General features: G+C 71.0%; 14 protein-coding genes. 8 read left to right on the top strand and 6 right to left on the bottom strand.

Annotation, left to right across the window (positions count from 1 at the left end):
* Position 1 precedes the first annotated feature (1 nt).
* Genes ACFYTT_RS00330 through ACFYTT_RS00315 form a run of 4 tightly spaced genes read left to right on the top strand, consistent with a single transcriptional unit; the run spans position 2 to position 5,926 of the window.
* On the top strand, positions 2-1,012 hold the full coding sequence (locus ACFYTT_RS00330; RefSeq protein WP_387256738.1) for a glycosyltransferase family 2 protein: 1,011 nt from the start codon (positions 2-4) through the stop codon (positions 1,010-1,012).
* Complete coding sequence (locus tag ACFYTT_RS00325; RefSeq protein ID WP_387256736.1) at positions 1,009-2,304, top strand: glycosyltransferase; 1,296 nt, start codon at positions 1,009-1,011, stop codon at positions 2,302-2,304. The genes ACFYTT_RS00330 and ACFYTT_RS00325 overlap by 4 nt, the downstream gene beginning before the upstream one ends.
* The gene (locus ACFYTT_RS00320; protein WP_387256734.1) at positions 2,301-3,716 is read left to right on the top strand and encodes a lipopolysaccharide biosynthesis protein; all 1,416 of its coding nucleotides are present in this window, start codon (positions 2,301-2,303) and stop codon (positions 3,714-3,716) included. Before ACFYTT_RS00325 ends, ACFYTT_RS00320 begins: the two co-directional genes overlap by 4 nt.
* Positions 3,713-5,926 carry a hypothetical protein gene (locus tag ACFYTT_RS00315; protein ID WP_387256732.1) on the top strand — a complete coding sequence of 738 codons (2,214 nt, stop codon included), beginning with the start codon at positions 3,713-3,715 and terminating at the stop codon, positions 5,924-5,926. Before ACFYTT_RS00320 ends, ACFYTT_RS00315 begins: the two co-directional genes overlap by 4 nt.
* A gap of 22 nt (positions 5,927-5,948) precedes the next feature.
* Here ACFYTT_RS00315 and ACFYTT_RS00310 read toward each other — a convergent pair whose 3' ends face one another.
* A complete protein-coding gene (locus tag ACFYTT_RS00310; RefSeq protein ID WP_387256731.1) occupies positions 5,949-6,905 on the bottom strand; it encodes a family 16 glycosylhydrolase in 957 nt (318 codons plus the stop codon).
* Positions 6,906-6,916: 11 nt separating this feature from the next.
* Positions 6,917-7,792: a polysaccharide deacetylase family protein gene (locus ACFYTT_RS00305; RefSeq protein WP_131052190.1), complete on the bottom strand. Its 876-nt coding sequence runs from the start codon at positions 7,790-7,792 to the stop codon at positions 6,917-6,919.
* Between the two features lie 216 nt (positions 7,793-8,008).
* Between ACFYTT_RS00305 and ACFYTT_RS00300 the strand changes: the two genes are divergently transcribed.
* The 3 genes from ACFYTT_RS00300 (at position 8,009) to ACFYTT_RS00290 (ending at position 11,126) form a co-directional block, all read left to right on the top strand.
* Positions 8,009-8,923 (top strand): hypothetical protein, encoded by a 915-nt coding sequence (locus ACFYTT_RS00300; RefSeq protein WP_387256730.1) that lies wholly within the window; start codon positions 8,009-8,011, stop codon positions 8,921-8,923.
* A gap of 386 nt (positions 8,924-9,309) precedes the next feature.
* On the top strand, positions 9,310-10,272 hold the full coding sequence (locus ACFYTT_RS00295; protein ID WP_387256728.1) for a DUF4394 domain-containing protein: 963 nt from the start codon (positions 9,310-9,312) through the stop codon (positions 10,270-10,272).
* Between the two features lie 512 nt (positions 10,273-10,784).
* Entirely contained in the window at positions 10,785-11,126 is a 342-nt protein-coding gene (locus tag ACFYTT_RS00290) for a hypothetical protein (RefSeq protein ID WP_387256726.1), read from the top strand.
* 56 nt (positions 11,127-11,182) lie between these two features.
* Here ACFYTT_RS00290 and ACFYTT_RS00285 read toward each other — a convergent pair whose 3' ends face one another.
* Positions 11,183-11,785, bottom strand: coding sequence for a DUF998 domain-containing protein (locus tag ACFYTT_RS00285; RefSeq protein WP_387256724.1), 603 nt, complete (start codon positions 11,783-11,785; stop codon positions 11,183-11,185).
* A 381-nt stretch (positions 11,786-12,166) separates the two neighbouring features.
* Here ACFYTT_RS00285 and ACFYTT_RS00280 point away from each other — a divergent pair, with 381 nt between their 5' ends.
* Positions 12,167-12,715 (top strand): class I SAM-dependent methyltransferase, encoded by a 549-nt coding sequence (locus ACFYTT_RS00280; RefSeq protein WP_387256722.1) that lies wholly within the window; start codon positions 12,167-12,169, stop codon positions 12,713-12,715.
* A 603-nt stretch (positions 12,716-13,318) separates the two neighbouring features.
* Here ACFYTT_RS00280 and ACFYTT_RS00275 read toward each other — a convergent pair.
* The 3 genes from ACFYTT_RS00275 to alaS form a co-directional block, all read right to left on the bottom strand.
* Entirely contained in the window at positions 13,319-13,684 is a 366-nt protein-coding gene (locus tag ACFYTT_RS00275; protein ID WP_387256720.1) for a GntR family transcriptional regulator, read from the bottom strand.
* Entirely contained in the window at positions 13,681-14,460 is a 780-nt protein-coding gene (locus ACFYTT_RS00270) for a hypothetical protein (protein WP_387256718.1), read from the bottom strand. The genes ACFYTT_RS00275 and ACFYTT_RS00270 overlap by 4 nt, the downstream gene beginning before the upstream one ends.
* Positions 14,461-14,963: 503 nt before the next feature.
* Positions 14,964-17,609 carry an alanine--tRNA ligase gene (alaS, locus tag ACFYTT_RS00265; protein ID WP_387256716.1) on the bottom strand — a complete coding sequence of 882 codons (2,646 nt, stop codon included), beginning with the start codon at positions 17,607-17,609 and terminating at the stop codon, positions 14,964-14,966.
* Between the last annotated feature and the right edge of the window lie 10 nt (positions 17,610-17,619).

Raw genomic sequence — 17,619 nt, 5'->3', positions numbered from 1 at the left:
GATGCCCCGCGCGCAGTCCCCGGTCAGCGTGGTCATCCCCACCCACAGCGAACACCGCCTTCCCCGGCTGGTCCGGGTGGTGCAGGCCGTCCGGGAGCAGAGCCCGCCGCCTGCGGAGATCATCGTGGTGGTCGACCACAACCCGCACCTGCACCGACTGGTCCGTCGGGAGTTGCCCGACGTGACGGTGCTGGAGAACCGCCTGCCGCGCGGTGTCTCCGGTAACCGGAACACCGGGGCCCGTCATGCCGTCACCCCCGTGGTGGTCTTCCTCGACGACGACGTGATCGCGCAGCCCGGCTGGCTGGCCGGACTGTGCGAGCCGCTCGCCGACCCGGCCGTGGTCGGCACCGGCGGGGGCATCGCGCCGGACTGGGAGACCCTCCGGCCGACCTGGTTGCCCGACGAGTTCCTCTGGACGGTCGGCGTCTCCCGTACCGGTCCCTCGACCGGCACGGTGCGGGTGCGCAATGTCTGGTCCGCCAGCATGGCCGTGCGCCGCGACGCCTTCGAGGCCGTCCAGGGTTTCCGTACCGACTTCGGCAAGGTGGGAGACCGTGCCCGGCCGGAGGACACGGAGCTCTGCCTGCGACTGACCCGGCACGCGGGCGGCCACTGGGTGCACGTGTCGGACGCCGTCGTCGTCCACCCGGTGCCGGCCGAGCGGGCCACGCTGCGTGCCTTCCTGCACCGCTGCGTGGCCGAGGGCCGGGGCAAGGTCGCGATGGCTCGGTTGCTCGACGGCGGTGCCTTCGGTGGCCGCGACCACTCCGGACCCAGCCTCGATGCCGAGCGCGGCTATCTGCTCCGGACACTGCCCCGGGCGGTACTGCGGGGTCTCGCCGGGTCGCTGGGCGGACGGGGTGCCCAGCCCGCTCTCCGGGCCGGGGCGGTCCTGCTCGGTGCGACCGCCGCCGGCGTCGGCGCCCTGGTGGAACTGGCCTCGCCGGCCGGTGCCCCGCCGGTGCCGCCGGCACCGGTGGATCCAGACCGGATTGGAGCTGACCGATGAACACGCCAGTCTCGACGCCGGTCGCCGACACGGGCCGGCTGCCGGCCCTGGTACGCGATGTCGAGCTGACCGAGCCGCTGCCGGCGATCCCGGCGTACGGCCCGGACGGTCGGCGTGTCGAACGGGCCTGGCTGCTGGTCCGACGGCACACCGAGCCGATCGGCTCGCTCCTGCTCGCGGTACCCGAGGCCGGGCTGACCGGGGCCGACCTCGGGCGCGAGATCGGCGCCCGGTGGGGTGGGCCGGTGCCCACCGACGGCTCCGCGTACCTGGCCGAACGCGCCGAGGTGCTGCGGGACGCACCGCACATCACCGTGGTCGTCTGCACCCGGGAACGTCCGCGCGGGTTGGCCCGCTGCCTGGACAGCCTCCTCCGCCAGGACTATCCCCGGTTCCAGGTCCTCGTGGTGGACAACGCCCCGAGCAGCACGGCCACCCGGGATGTGGTCGCCGAGACCGCCCGTCGTGGGCCGGTGCGGTACGTCGTCGAACCGCGACCGGGACTGTCGCACGCCCGCAACCGCGCGGTCGCCGTCGCGCCCGGCGAGATCCTCGCCTGGATCGACGACGACGAGACGGCCGACCCGTACTGGCTCGCCGAGCTGGGCCGGGCGCTGCTCGCACACCCCGAGGCGGACGTCGTCTCCGGTGCCATCGTCCCGGCCGAGCTGGAGACCGACGCCCAGCTGTGGTTCGAGGAGTTCGGCGGGCACAGCAAGGGGCGGGGGTTCACACCCCAGGTCTTCTCCCCGGCCACCGCGCACCTCCAGAGCCCGCTCTATCCGCTGCCACCGTTCGGCACCGGCGGGAACATGACCTTCCGGCCCGGTGCCGTGGAACGGATCGGCGGGTTCGACCCCGCTCTCGGCGCGGGCACGGTGGCGATGGGGTCGGAGGACACCCTGGCGCTGACCCAGGTGCTCCTGACCGGCGGCACGGTCGTGTACCACCCGGCTGCCCTGGTCCGGCACTACCACCGGCGTGACCTGGCCGGGTTGCGCCAGCAGATGGTCGGCTATGGCACCGGGCTGACCGCCGCGTACACCAGCCTCGTGCTCGCCCGGCCGGGGACGCTGCTGCCGCTGGCGCGGCTGGCGCCGACCGCCCTGCGTGACCTGCGTCGCGCGGACGGCCCGCGACTGGCCGGGATCGGTGCCGGGTTCCCGCGCGAACTGCTCGGTGCCAACCGGCGGGGCATGATCCGCGGCCCGCTGGCCTACCTGCGCGCCCGGTGGCGCGATCGCCGCTGGCGCCCGACCTCCTCGACGGCACCGGAAGGTCCTCCCCGATGAACGTTCTCCCGCCGACCACCGGCACCGGGCCGCCCGCGTGCCCGCCGGAGGTCGCCGAGCCGTCGGGTGGTGCCGGGGTCGCCCGTGGCGGCGCCGTCCCTGGGGTGGTGCCGTCCGGGCGGCGGCCGTTGCTGGTCCGCACGGCGGTCGCGCTGATGTCCTCCACGGTGGCCAGCGCGGCGCTGGGCTTCCTGTTCTGGGTGGTGGCGGCGCGCTGGTTCCCCACCGAGGCGGTGGGCCGGGCCTCCGGCGTGGTCGCCTCGATGTCGCTGCTCGCCGGTCTCGCCCAGCTCAACCTGACCAGCCTCTACGCCCGCTTCCTGCCGGGCGCCGGCGCCCGCACCCGACGCCTGGTCCTGGTCGGGTACGGCGCGTCGGCGGCGATGTCCCTCGCGCTCGCGGTCGGTTTCCTGGCGCTCGGCCTGGGCAGCGGTCTGATCGGCGACCGGCCGGTCCACCGGCTGGTCTTCGTGGTAGCGGTGCTCGCCTCGGCGATCTTCTTCATCCAGGACGGGGTGCTGGCCGCGCTACGCCGTCCCGGCCTGGTGCCGGCCAAGAACATCGTCGCCTCCGGCGCGAAACTGGCGCTGCTGCCCCTGCTGGCCGGGGTGGTCGCCGGTGACGGGGTGCTGCTGGCCTGGGTGCTGCCGATGCTCGTCACCATGCTGGTGACGAACTGGTGGATCCTGGCCCGGTTGACCCCCCGGGTGGGGACGGTTCCGCTGCCGGGCCGGGCCCGCCACGGGATGACCAGCTTCGCCTCGGCGGAGTACGTCACCGGTCTGGTCAACAACGCTGTGGCGTTCCTGCCGCCGGTGCTGGTCGCCCACGCGCTCGGCGCCACCGCCAGTGCCTACTTCTACGTGCCGTGGACGATCGGGGTGGCCGGGACCACCCTGCTGTGGAACGTGGTCATCTCGTTCGTGGTGGCCGCGTCGAGCGACGGCGCCGAGGCCCGGGTCCACGTCCGGCGGGCGCTCGTCCTGGTCGGACTGGTCGTCGGCGCGGGAGCCGTGACGCTCGGCGGTGCCGCCGGAGCGCTCCTCGCGCCGCTGGGTGGGCAGTACGCGGCGCACGGGGCGGACGCCCTGCGGCTGATCGGTCTCTCGCTGCCGTTCACCGGGGTGATCCTGCTCTACGCCGCCTTCGCGATCATGGAGAAGCGGATGTGGCGCATGGTGCTCGTCCAGTCCACCGCCGCCCTGCTCTTCCTCGGCGGCGGCTGGTACGGCCTGCCCCGGCTCGGCATCGTCGCACCCGCGGTGGCGCTGCTGCTGGCCCAGGCGGCGACCGCCCTGGTGCTGTTGCCGGGTCTGCGGCGACGCCTGCGAGCGGTGGTGGCACCGCAGCACCGTCCGGCCTGGGCCGTACGGCCGGAGACGGTCGCCGCACCCCTGGGAGGTTCCCCATGAGCCGCCTCGCCACCCCGAGCCCGCCGATCCTGCGCCGGGCGGCGTCGGCCGCACCACGCACGGATGCCGGTCCGCTCCGCCACCAGCGGGCGCTGTCCTGGACGGGACTTCTGGTCGCGCTCGCCGTACCGGTGGGGATGGTGGCCGGTCAGCCGCTGCGCGCGCTGGCCGCGCTCGGCCTCGCCTGCCTCGGGCCGGGGGCCGCGCTCGTCGGTCTGCGCCGGGTCCGCCAGCCGCTGGCCGGCTGGGCGCTGGCGCTGCTGGTGAGCGTCTGCGGCTGGACGGCGACCGCGACCCTGGCCGCCTGGACCGGTCGGTGGTACCCGTCGGCGCTGGCCCTGGCGGGGGCCGCCGTGGTGGGGATCGTCTCGCTGGTCGGGCTCGTCCGGGCCGGGCGACGCCCCGCCCGGCCCCGGCGCGCCGGCTTCCGGCTGGCCACCGCCCCGGGCGTCCGGGCCGCGACGCACCCCGCCGTGCTCGCCGCCGCTGTCGCCCTCTGGCTGGTGGCGCTCGCCGGTACGGACGTGACGCGGGTCGGGCAGTACGGTCTTCTGGCGACGGTCCATCCGGCCTTCTTCGGCGCGCTGGCGCTCTGCGTCGCCGGGTTCGCCGTCGGGCTCCTCGGTCCCGGGCGGCGTGTGCCCTCCCGTTCCCTCCCCGGGTACCTGGTGCTGCTCGTGCTGCTGTTACACGGCACCACGCCGCTCCTGCTCGACCAGCCCCAGTACGCCTGGACGTTCAAGCACCTCGGCGTTGTCGAGTTCATCCAGACCAGCGGGGGTGTCGGCGCGTCGGGCGACATCTACCAGCAGTGGCCTGCCCTCTTCGCGGCCACCGCCCAGCTCGCCGACGTCTCCGGGGTCGGCGTGGCCGCGCTGGCCGACTGGTCGGCGGTCTTCTTCAACCTCGCGGGCGCGTTGGTGCTTCTCGCCGTCGCCGGCACGCTCCACGACGACCGGCGGGTGGGCTACCTGACCGTCTTCGGGTTCCTCTGCATCAACTGGATCGAGGAGGACTACCTCTCCCCTCAGGCGTTGGCGTTCCTGCTCAGCCTCGGTGCCCTGCTGGTGGTGCTCCGCTGGCTGCGCCGCCCGGCCCCCGACCGGCCGGCAGCGGCCCCCGGAGAGCGTCCCGGCACGGCGACCGCCGGTGGGCGGGTCCGGGTGACGGCGATCGCCGGCCTCCTCGGCGTCTTCGCCGTGCTCACCGCCGGGCACCAACTCTCGCCGTACCTGCTGCTGGCGCAGATCACCGCGCTGGTGCTGCTCCGCCAGGTCCGGCCGGGGTGGCTGCCGCTGCCGCTGGCCGCGATGCTGCTGGCCTACCTCGCACCGAGGTACGGCATGGTCAGCGGCTCCTTCTCCATCTTCGACGGCCTCAACCTCTTCGCCAACGCCTCCGGCAACGCCGACGGCTGGGGCTCGGACGGGCAGGCGTTCTCGGCGATCGTGGTGCGGGTGCTCGCTCTCGCCGTCTGGACGGGGGCCGCGCTGGCAGCATGGTACGGATGGCGCCGATCCCACCCGGTGACCGTGCCAGCGGTGCTGGCCGCAGCCCCGTTCCTGCTGCTCGCCGCACAGAACTACGGCGGTGAGGCGATCTACCGGGTCTTCCTCTTCTCCGCGCCGTGGTGCGCGTACCTGATCGCCGCCGCGCTGCTGGCACCGCGCGACCACGCGGGCCGACCCGGGTCGGCCCGTACAGGCCGGGTACCGGTCGCTGCGGCGGCGGTCCTGGCCGCCGTGCTCGGGGTCGCCGCGCTCGCCACCATGCAGGGCCGGCACGGTCAGCTCATGGTCGACCGGCAGAGCACGGCCGAGGTGCGTGCCGCGCGTCATCTCTACGCCACCGCCGCCCCCGGTTCGACGATCGCCACCGTCTCCTCGAACTTTCCGGGTCGGCTCAGCGCCGACTACGGTGAGTTCAACCGGAGCGTCGCCGTCGGCGAACCGGATCTCGTCGAGGGAGCCGGCCTGCGGCACGCCCTGCTCGGCCCGGAACATGTCCCGCAGATCGAGGAGTACCTGCGCGGCTTCGCCGGGACCGAGACCTACCTGGTGGTCAGCGACGGGATGCGCCGACAGGTCGCCTATTTCGGGCACCTGCCCGACGGCGCGGTGGATCGGCTCGCCCAGGCGCTCGACGCCGCGCCCGGGTGGTCGGTCGCCCACCGGGATGACGGGGTGGTGGTCTACCGGCTCACCGGATGACCGCTGAACAGCGGCGTCCCGGTCAGGTCGGCGCGTAGATGGTCACCCAGTCGATCGTCAGGTCGACCCGGGCCGGTGTGGTCGCGTCCGGGCACGCCTCCCAGGTGTGCCCGCAGTACCACGCCTGACTCTGCAGCGCGAGCGCCATCGGCTCGCGGGGAACGCCGTCGCCGGTGATGGTGGTCCAGGGCACACCGTCGAGGGTGAAGACGAGCCGCCCGGGGGTCCACTCCAGACCGGCGGTGTGCCACTGGGTGAAGTCACCGGCGACGCTGCGCTCGACCGGCCGCCCCTGCGGCGGGTGCAGGACGCCGTACATCCGGCGGCGGTCGCGCCCGTTGTCCTCGGCGATGTCGATCTCCGGCGGGTACTGGTTGTCGGCCGGCCAGAGCAACAGGGCGTAGGCGATACCGGTGCCCTGGTCCATCCGGAAGCGGATGTCGTACCGGCCGTAGCTGCGGCTGACAGCGTGCCGGTTCGACACGCCTCCGGTCACGTACAGGTCACCCCGGGCGGGCTCGCGCCAGCCGCCGATGGTCAGCAGGCCGTCGGCGACCATGACGTGGGACGGATCGAACCACCCGCCCGGGTCGCCGTCCGGCTGCCCCTCGTACGCGAACCAGTCGCTGCTGAGTGCCGTGCCGGAGAAGTCATCAGCGAAGATCTGCCGCCAGCCCGGAAGATCGCCCCGGGGCATCGGCACACCCGAGGAGCCGACCTGGCCCGGTAGCTGTCCCCTGCCGGGGCCGGGGGTGCCACCGGGCACCGGGTGCGACGGATGTGGCGTGCTCTTCCGGCCGGACCGGTGGTTGCTCAACGGATCGATCACCACGACGAACCCGACCGTAGCCACCGTGGCGAGCACCGCCAGCCCGGTCCACCAGGGTCCGAAACCTGGCCGGGCGAGCCGGGACTGCGCCGGAACCGGGTCGTCGGGCCGGCGTACGAGGCGACGCCACCACGACCGGGCCCGGCCCATCGCCGCTCTCCTCAGGTCAGCCGCCAGCCAGCACGGGCGGCGAGCCGCCGGGTCAGCCGCCATGCGGGTTGCGCCAGACGTCGCACCTCGGGACCGATCGTCGGGCCGTGACCTCGGACCAGCGTCAGCAGGTCCGCCCCGGTCAGATCGGGGGTGGGCTGCAGCCGGGGTATGGCCATGCGACTGTCGCCGGCCCCGGTGGCGGCGGAACGCGTGTTGGCCATCGGACGGTAGCGCCGCCGGCCGACCTCGCAGGCGTTGTCGTGCCCGTAGGCCCGGACCAGTTCCTGTACCTGCGGGTTGTGGTAGCCGTGCGGGTAACAGAACGAGCGGATCGGACGGGAGAGCTCCTGCTCCAGTCGGTCCCGACTGTCCCGGATCTCCTGTTCGAGCCGGCCCCGAGGCAGTACGTCGAGCGGGTGGTGGATCAGGCCGTGGTTGCCGATCTCCACGCCGGCCTCTGCGACATCCCGCAACTGTTCCCAGGTCAGCAGCGGACCGAACGCGTCCGCCTGCCGCCCGAGCCAGTCCGCGTTGCCCCCGAGGCTGCCGACGGCGGGGTAGAGGGTGGCCGACGCGCCGGCCGCCGTCAGAGCGGGGAGACCGGCCGTGAGGAAGTTGGCGTACCCGTCGTCGAAGGTCAGCGCCACCTGTGGGGTGTCCGATTGGCCCGCCGCGAGGGAGTCCAGGGCCGCACTCAGGCCGACCAGACGGTAACCGGCGTCCGACAGCGTCGCCAGGTGGTCGGTAAGCCGTCGCGGTTCGACAGCGAGCGACCGGAGTCGGCCGCCGTCGAGCCGGGAGATCGAGTGGTACATCAGTACGGACATCGGAGTGGGGTTGCCGAGCCGCTCCTCCGTCATGCCCTCGCCAGCCCGCACCGCCATACGCTCACCATAGCGGGCATATCGCCTTGTTTTGGCTGCTTGGCGCGCTCACCGGCCGCGCTGTCGTGGCCGACGTGAGGACGGCGCATCGCCACGGTCGAGAGCGTCACCCCCTCCGCTGCCCCTCGAACGACCCGCCCTGTCGGGTAGCAGACCCCGGGTGTCACGCTGGCTCGCGCGACCACCATCGTGGATTTTTGGCTGGAGGGGGGCGAGATGACACCTGCGCCGAACGACAAGCAGGTCGCACGAGGCACCTGGGGCGGGCGGCAGGCACGCCGGCGGCGGGCGCCCGACCACACGTCGTACGACTTCTCGCCGGTCGACAAACGTCCGCCGGGTTCGGCGGCGAGCGATGCCGTCGACGCCCAGCTCCAGTTCGAGGCAGACCGGCGCAGCGGGCTGCACCCCGCCCTGGTCATGGCAAAGCAGGCCGCCCGTCTGGTCGAGGGGCGGCGACGGGAACGGGCTCGGCAGCAGCAGACTCCGCAGTGGAGCGTGGATCCGGTGCGGGAGTCCGCCCGACGATTCTTGAACGAGGTGGCCCGCTACTGCTTCGACCAGGGCCGGTGGGGCTCGGACACCGAGGTGGAGCTGATCGCCGTGAGCGAGGACTTCACCGATCCGATACGCCGGATGGGGCAGACGCGGGACCGCATGGGCCAACTCGGTTCCCGGGTCCGCCAGTCCACGGCCGTGGAGGTCGGCAGCGAGGTCCAGCACGCCGCCCAGACGATCGCGAACCTGGTGAAGACCCATTTCCGGGCCGTGCCGCCGCAGGCGGACCTGCCTGTCGTCGAGCTTCGGCTCACCAACCAGCAGCGGCGGGCGGCTCTCATCGCCATCGGCAAGGAAAGCGATCGTCATCTGGAGTCGTGGTACGCCTTCGTCTGCTCCTCTCCCCCGCCGGGCGACACCGGAACCCGGCTACGACACATCGTGGAGTTGCTGCCCGTGATGGCGGAGGTCGAGCGGTGGCGCGCGGGCCGGGAGCGTTGCGGCACGCTGGTCGCCACCGATGACACCACGCGGGCGACTGTGGTGCCGGCGACCCAGGAGCTCAAAGCCGCGATCACCGCGTTCGAGGAGGCGGTGTACCGGGCCTGCGTCCGGTCTGGGCCGGCGGATTGACCACGCAGGCCTAACCGGCCGCAGTGGCGCGACGCCTGGCAGCGATACCGCAACCGCCACCGGCTACCCGCGCAGATCCTGGTCGGCGACGACGACGTCCAGCTGCGCCTCAACCTGGACGATGACGCGCACCCGGCGGTGCTGCGGCACCATCGTCGTCAGATCATCGAGATCGTTTCAAGCGGGCTCTGGCCACGAATCGGGCAATCAACACTCCGAGCGAGGCAGAGTGTCTTCGGTCATTGCTCTGTGCAGAAGGTGCGAAAGTCGGAGGAAAGTATGATATCCGACAAGACCTGGGGATTCACCGCTCATAGGCTTTGACCAGGGAATTCATCCCCGCACCGCCGCCGCTAGGGCGCCGGATTCCGCCGAGGAGTCCGTCGGTGCCTCTGATCAAGGAAGTGCCTCTCATGCACCGTACGCTTTTCCGTGGGCTGCTTTGCGCCGCCACGATGGTGGTCACCACCGTCGGGGTCACCTCGACACCGGTCAGCGCCGCCCCAACGAGCCACAGCACCGCAGAAGGCATCCCGTCTCACGGCCTACCGTCGTTGCGTACCGGCACCTGCACGCTGCTGTGGGACCTACTGAACGCGGGCGGGCGCAACGGGCTCGTCGCCGTCGGCCTCACCGCCGATCAGCAGCTGATCAAATTCGCCGTCAATACCCCTGCCCTGGCCTGCACCATCGGCTCGGTCGACCTACCCGGTAGCGAAGTACTCATCGGCATCGACTTCCGCGTTCAGGACGGCAACCTCTACGGCGTCGGCAACACCGGCGGCGTCTACGCACTGAGCACCCGCACCGCCGTAGCTACGAAGGTCAGTCAACTGACCGTCGCACTGAACGGCACGTCGTTCGGCGTCGATTTCAACCCCGCCGCCGACCGACTCCGAGTCATCAGCGACACCGGCCAGAACCTGCGCCACAACATCAACCCTGGCGGTACGACCGTCGTTGACGGCCCCCTCACCTACCCGCCCGCCACCGCCGCCATCGGTGTCACCGGGGCCGCCTACACCAACAATGACCTCAACCCCGCCACTGCCACGACCCTGTTCGACATCGACACCACCCTGGACCAGGTCGCGCTGCAATCCCCCGCGAACTCCGGGCAACTGGCCGCCACCGGCTCACTCGGAGTCAACGCGGCACTACAAGCAGGCTTCGACATCCACAGCGCTCTGCGTGGCGATCGCGCCGTGGCCAACGACGCCTACGCCGTGCTCAACGGCGCCGCCGGCAGCCGGGTGTACCGAGTCGACCTACTGACCGGCGAAGCTCACACGACGGGCAGCTTCAGCGGTCGTGTGGTTCTTGATCTCGCCTTGCTCCTGCGGCAGTGACCGCCTCTGCTCGTTCGGCACCGTCGAAGGTCGGCAACCTTCCGAGCGAAACCTTCCACAAAGGGCAGACCCGCAGGGGTGTTGTGACACTCGCGGAGTTTCCGCAGGCCAGGGCACCAGAACCGCTCCCGGTGGAACGGCCACCGGCCCTACAACATGACCCGACCCCAATGGGGACGTCGCGCCTCCACCACCGATGACCTGAACGGGCGATGAGCAGGATCCGACGGCTGGCCAACACGATCCTCGCCGACGCTCTGATACCGATCGACCACGTGTACGACCAGAAGCCCTCCTACTGCAGAAAACACCGACGACACGGCATTGATGTGCAATTCATCGCCGACTTGGCCGACGCGAACGTGATGACCTTCGCCGACACGGCGCACCAAGGCGCCGACGGTTCAGTCCACACCTTTCTTCCCAAACGCCATCGCTATCGCCCGCTTCACTGCAGGGCAGTTAGACTGATAGACGAATGGCGATGAGACGCCGGCCGCAGGAGGAACTACGTGCCACAAGTCGACGTAGGCGAGACCGACGATCGGGACCCCGTCCCCGCACATGCGGTCCTGGCCGGCTGGCACATCCTGGTGATTGCCGCCTACATCGTCCTGCTCAGTCAGCAGTCTCACGAACGAGTACGCTATGACTACTCACCACGGGAAGAGATGTTGCTCTTCGCATTTCCCGCTGGGGCGATGCTACTTCTCGTCACACTGCTCGCCGGCTTGATCCTGCTCCAGAGCCTTCCGAAAAGGGGTCGGATCAACTGGCCCGTCATTCGCGGGACTGTCGCCGCCACACCGGTGCTGCTGTTGGTGGCGGCAATCATCCACGCCGTGCCGCGCTGAGGGACAAGGCACACCGGGATGCGGGAGCTGCGCGCCCAGGACAGCCGGTGGTCAAGCTAGCTCAGTCCGAGCGCCAGGGCGGTGAACAGGGCGGCGAGCCAGCCCCATCCGGGGATGATGATGGCGCGTTGGACGAGGCCGAGGCGCGGTGACACCTCGTCCCACGCCCTGCCGAACCGGCTGAATCCGAAGAACAGGGCGAGGGCGAAACAGGCCGAGGTGATTCTCCAGGATGCCCCGGGCAGCGTGAACGCGCCGACAGCCGCGGAGAGGGGTAGGGACAGGAAGACAACGGCACCGGCGAGATCGTGGAGTCGGTGCTGGGCGCTGTGCCCCTCGGGTATCCCTGCTGGAGCGTCCGGCGGATATCCGAGCATCGGATCCATCCGGAACACCCCGGATGCGACGATGCCGAGCCCAAAGACCGTCAGGACCACACCGACCGGGACGCTCGGACCCTCGACGACCACCCCGAGTGCCCCTACCGTGATCGCGGAGCCAGAGACGAGGAAGTTCGCCGTTTGGATCCAGCCTCGCCCGCCGAGCGCCAAGGCGCTGACCGGGTGGCGTACTGGTGCGTAGTGCGGCCGGCTCCAACCGTCGATGAGGAACACCAACACGAACAGCACCGCACCGGCGCCGCCCACCCAGAAGATCACGTGACTCTTCTTCCTACCAGCGCGTCGGACTCTCCGAAGTCTCAGTACATCGCGCGGCTGCCGGCCACCACAGTGCCGATGGTCACGGAGCCCGCAGCAGACAAGACCAGTACTCTGCGCGCTGCCGAACGCGCGCCCTGGTGTTCGGGGTTGCTCGCTGCACTTGATCTGCGTACCGACCGCGATCCTCCAAGTGCCAGGGTCGAGGACCTGCGCGACAAGCTGCCCCGCTGCCCCTGTGAGTCGGCCTGCACCCGCGCAGCCCCCATGCATTCGGTGGCAGCCAGCCCGGTGTCCCGTTGAGGCCCATGCGCACGGAGGCCACCGCTCCTCGGAACGGAGGTGCTCGCCGGAGCCGTTTCGGACGGCGACGTGATCGCGGTGGAACCGTCACCGGTCCTGCGGGCGGTGCTCCTGTCCCGCATCGCCAGGCACCCCGACCTGCGACAGCGGGTCACGGTGCTGGCCGAGGACGCACTCAGTTTCGAACTGCCCCGCCGCCTCGGTGGCGTACTCGCGATGAACATGATCGGCCACCTCAAGCCCGACGGTCGCCGCACCTTCCTGCGGCGGGTGGCCGAGCGACTCGCGCCGGGCGCACCGCTGGTGCTGAATCTGCAACCACCCGCAGAACCCACGCCCGTGCCCTTCACGGTCTTCGGCGAGGTCCAGGTCGGTCGCCACACCTACGAACGAGGCGGGTCGGCCGAGCCATCCGGCCCGACGGCGGTGACCTGGCGGATGCGCTACCGGGTACGGGACGCCGATGGCACTGTGCTGCGGGAGGACCGCGCAAACTACCACTGGCACGTAGTCACACCTGAGATCCTGCTCGCTGAGATGGCCGATGCCGGCCTGGCCGGCAAGGTCGGAGCACTCGACGTCGTCCGAGCCACGCGACGGCCTCCGGCCAACTCCCACTCCGGCTGAGGATGATCATCGCCAACACCCGCCCGTCACGCCGCGGCCCCAGCTCACGTGCCCCCTGATAGATAGAAGTGAACGACGACAGAACCGGCACGCAGTACACGCCGCGTCCGCTGGCCCACCCGTTGGGCCCTTCGACAGGCTGCGGGGCAGCCGCGTGCGGCCGACGGACGTTCGTAGCCGATCACGGCTCACGCCGGGACGCGATGGCCACCCCGAGTGGGAGGTCCGGGCACTTGCGCCAAGCCTTCGGACGCCGGCCCCGCACACGAACCTCGACAGCCTCGCCCATCAACGGATCAGGTGCACCGGTAAGGGCAGCGAGCGCCACATGGTCATGGTGCCGGTTGGCCCGGTGGGGAAACCGCTTGTTACGCCGGATGCTGCGACGCGAGCCCTTGTTGCTCTCGCCGTAGTTGTACCGGCAGTCCCGCGCATAGCTCAGCGCCTTCTTCTCCTGCGGCGACCGTCGCCTCACCGACCACCCCTCTGGTCCGATCCATCAGCTGAGGCACGATATTCAACGGCGACGGCGACTGTCACCGCGATTTGGCAAGCAACCGAGTTCGACGCCGGGCTCTGATAACCCCGCCACTCGGCGGTGGCTCACGGCATCGCCGGTCGGCCCAGCGCCGCCTCGACGATCCGGATCGCCTCGGTACGGTCGATGCCGACGCTGGAGATCACCGCCGCGTATTCGCGGGCGGCCTGGTGCGCCTGCACCAGGGCCTGCTCGCCGGCGGCGGAGACGAACGAGCCGGCCCGTCCACGGGTCTCGATCAGCCCGGCCTCCTCCAGTTCCCGGTAGGCCCGACCGACGGTGTTCACGGCGAGGCCGAGGTCGGCCGCAAGCCGACGGATCGTCGGCAGTCTCGTACCGACAGCGAGCGAGCGTTCCTGGATCTGCCGCGCGAGCTGGGCCCGGAGCTGCTCGTACGGCGGCGTCGGCGAGCCCGCGTCGATGACGATCATCGAGCGGCCAGGGCCTGCCGTGCTGCCGTCCCGACACCTGCGGTCCGCATCTGGATCATGCCGAACGCGATCACTCCCGCCACGACGAGCGCCAGGGCGGCGGCGTTCCACCAGCCGAGCGACTCCCCGTACAGGAAGATGGGCGGCAGTGACCACACCAGGCTGGGTGTGGCGAGGGCACGGGCGTCCTCGACGCGCATGATGACGTCGGCCGTGAGTGACGCCTCGTCCTCTGCCACGGCCGGGCTGACCAGCACCTGGCGCAGTTGCAGGACGGTCCCGGCGCCGGCCCCGGCGAGGCCGATCAGGACGACGATCGCCCCGTACCGCAGGCCGAGGTCCGACATCGGCAGTACGCTCACCGCCAGCAGCAGTGCGGCGGTGAAGGTGGCGGCGGTGTAGATGGCGTGTGACCGGCCCAGCACCGCCGGCCAGCCGAGCTCGACCGGGTGGGCCACCCGCTGGGGAAGCTGGGCGCCCGCCCGCCGGTCGACCCGCCGTACCCACCAGCCGATCAGCCACTGCCCCACCAGCAGCCCGACGGCCAACGCCATCAGTGCCAGCAACGGTGGCCAGGAGAACGCCGGGTCGGCGAGCCGCCCCGCAGCGTGCGTGACCGCCGCACCGATGAGGAACCCGGCCAACAGGACGCTGTCGGCCAGTTTGGCGTGCCGGCGGGCCTCCAGCCGTGTCGCGATCAGTGGGGTCGGCTCGACGTCGGTCAGGCCGTGCCGGGCCAGCCACCGCCTCGCCTCCGGGACATCTGCCTGGCGCATGCCACCACCTCCGAATGTCGCAAGTCTTGTCTCAGCAGGATGAGGCATAGAATGCGACAAAGTCAAGGACGGAGGACGCTCCCGGCGCCGCTGGCGGGGTCCCGGGCCCCCCGCCAGCATCGGGCCCGCGCCCGCTGACACCACCACCGATCCAGATTGATCAAGTAACGAAGTGCGGCTGGAGCAGCACTCCCGCCGCACCTCCCCCGTCGTCAACCTCTCGCAGATGGCGACCACACCACCTCTCCGGTTCCGAAACAAGCGCCACTGCCGTCGACGGAGATCTGCGGGCTCGAGGACCTGGACGACTGTCTGGAGATCATTCCCTGTGCCGTCGGCGACGATGGTGAGGGCGAGTTCGGTGACGAGGAGGAACGCGTGGGCGCGTTGCGCGTCGTCGGTGTACGCGTCGGCGTGGGCGCCGTCGAGGTCGCCGCGGTGGCGGGCCGCGATGATCCCGACGGCGTGTTGCATGCCGGCCAGCAGGTCGGCCGGATAGGAGGTCATGCGGTGGCGGTGAGGTCGCGTAGCCGCGCCAGCAGGTCGGTGGGGTCGCCGGTGGCTTTGCCCTGGGCGAGCGCGGCGTTGCCGCCGCCTCTTCCGGCGAGTAGCAGCTTGATCAGGCCGGCGGCGGAGAGTCCGCGTTTGAGGCCGGTGGGGGTGACGGTGACGACGATGCCTGCCCCGGCGACGACGCCGACGACGCCGGGGCGGCGGCCGAGTCGGTCGCGGACCTTGTCGGCGAGGCGTCGGCCGTCGTCGGTGGTGGTGACGCCGACGTAGGCGACGCCGTCGAGGTCGACGGCGTGGGCGGCGTATCCGTCGGCGTCGAGGTCCATGATTCGGTCGCGGAGGTTGTTGGCTTCGCGTTCGATCTGCTTCATGCGTGCGAGGAGGGTGGCGATCCGGTCGGGTAGTTCCTCGGGGCGGGCTTTGAGTTGGGCGGCGAGTTGGCCGACGAGGTCGCGTTCGCGGGCCAGGTACCGGAACGCTTCGATGCCGGTGACTGCTTCGATGCGGCGTTGTCCGGCGCCGACCGACGATTCGCCGGTGAGGGCGAGGGAGCCGATCTGCGCGGAGTGGTCGACGTGGGTGCCGCCGCACAGTTCGCGGGACCACTCGCCGCCGATCTCGACGACCCGGACGGTGTCGTCGTAGGTTTCGCCGAACAGGGCTAGGGCGCCTTCGGCACGGGCCTGTTCCAGAGGTAGGTAGCGGACGTTGACGGGCAGGTCGCGGCGGATCGCGAGGTTCGCGACCTCCTCGATCTCGCTGCGGGTGGCCTCGGACAGGCCGCCGCGCCAGGCGAAGTCCAGGCGCAGATAGCCGGGCCGGTTGTACGAGCCGGATTGCAGCGCGTTCGGTCCGAGGACGTGGCGCAGCGCGGCGTGGACGACGTGGGTGCCGGAGTGGGCCTGCCGGGCGCCGAGGCGCCACTGCGGGTCGACGGCGGCGTGCACGGGGTCGCCGACGGTGAGGCTGCCGTCGAGGATCCGGACGGTGTGCGCGATCAGATCCTTGATCGGCCGTTGCACGTCGATGATCTCGGCGCGCAGGTGCGGGCCGGTGAGCATGCCGGCGTCGGAGTCCTGTCCGCCGCTCTCGGCGTAGAACGGGGTACGGTCCAGCGCGACGGTGACGATGTCGCCCGCGTGGGCGGTGTCGACGGTCGCGCCCCGGGACCAGAGGGCGAGCACCTGGGACTCGGTGACGAGGGTCCTGTAGGCCAGCCAGTCGGTCGGCCCGTGGGCGTCCAGGACTGTCCGGTAGGCCGTCAGGTCGGCGTGGCCGGTCTTGCGGGCCTTCGCGTCGGCCTTCGCGCGGGCGCGCTGCTCGGTCATCAGGGCCCGGAACCCGTCGGCGTCCACCGTCAGGCCCTGCTCGTTGGCGATCTCCAGGGTGAGGTCGATCGGGAAGCCGTACGTGTCGTGCAGTTGGAACGCCTTGTCGCCGGGCAGTGAGGATCGTCCGGCTTTCTTGGTCTCGGCGATCGCGGTGTCGAGGATGGTGGTGCCGGCACGCAGCGTGCCGAGGAAGGTGTCCTCCTCCGCGTAGGCGGCCGAGGAGATGCGGTCGAAGTCGGCGGCGAGTTCGGGGTACGACGGGGACATGCAGTCGCGCGCAACGGGCAGCAGTTCGGGTAGGGCTTTGTCCTGCCAGCCGAGCAGTCGCATGGCGCGGATGGCGCGGCGCATGATCCGGCGCAGCACGTAGCCGCGGCCCTCGTTGGACGGGGTGACTCCGTCGCCGATGAGCATGAGCGCGGTGCGGACGTGGTCGGCGATGACCCGTAGGCGTACGTCGTCGGGGTGGGACTGGGCGGCGGCGGGCCCGGAGTGCACGCCGTACCGCTTGCCGGTCAGCTCGGCGGCCCGGGCCAGGATGGGACGCACCTCGTCGATCTCGTAGAGGTTGTCCACGCCCTGCAGGATCGAGGCGATCCGTTCCAGGCCCATGCCGGTGTCGATGTTCTTGTGGGGTAGGTCACCGACGATCCGGAAGTCGGTCTTCGACGCCACGTCGGCGATCTCGTACTGCATGAACACGAGGTTCCAGAACTCCAGGTACCGGTCCTCGTCGACCTCGGGGCCGCCCTCGGCGCCGTAGGCGGGGCCCCGGTCGTAGTACAACTCGGAGCACGGGCCGGCCGGGCCGGGGATGCCCATCGACCAGTAGTTGTCCGCCTTGCCGCGACGCACGATCCGCTCGAGGGGCATGCCGGTGGCCAGCCACAGGTCGTACGCCTCGTCGTCGTCCAGATAGACCGTCGCCCAGATCCGCTCCGGGTCCAACCCGAAACCGCCCTGCTCCACCGGGGTGGTCGACAGGTCCCAGGCGAGGCGGATCGCGTCGGCCTTGAAGTAGTCGCCGAAGGAGAAGTTGCCGTTCATCTGGAAGAACGTGCCGTGCCGGCTGGTCTTGCCGACCTCGTCGATGTCCGGCGTCCGGATGCACTTCTGCACCGACACCGCCGTCCGGTACGGCGCAGCCCGCTGACCGAGGAAGTACGGGACGAACTGCACCATGCCGGCGTTGATGAACAGCAGGTTCGGATCCGAGATCGCGGGCAACGGCGCCGAGGGCACCACCGTGTGCCCGTTGGCCTCGAAATGCGCCAGGAAGCGCCGTTTGATCTCCGCCGTCCGCACCAACGCCCCC

This window comes from Micromonospora sp. NPDC003816, from assembly GCF_042874705.1.
GTDB lineage: Bacteria > Actinomycetota > Actinomycetes > Mycobacteriales > Micromonosporaceae > Micromonospora.
The sequence above is the reverse complement of the archived record's forward strand: the minus strand, read 5'-3'. Positions and strand labels throughout refer to the sequence as shown.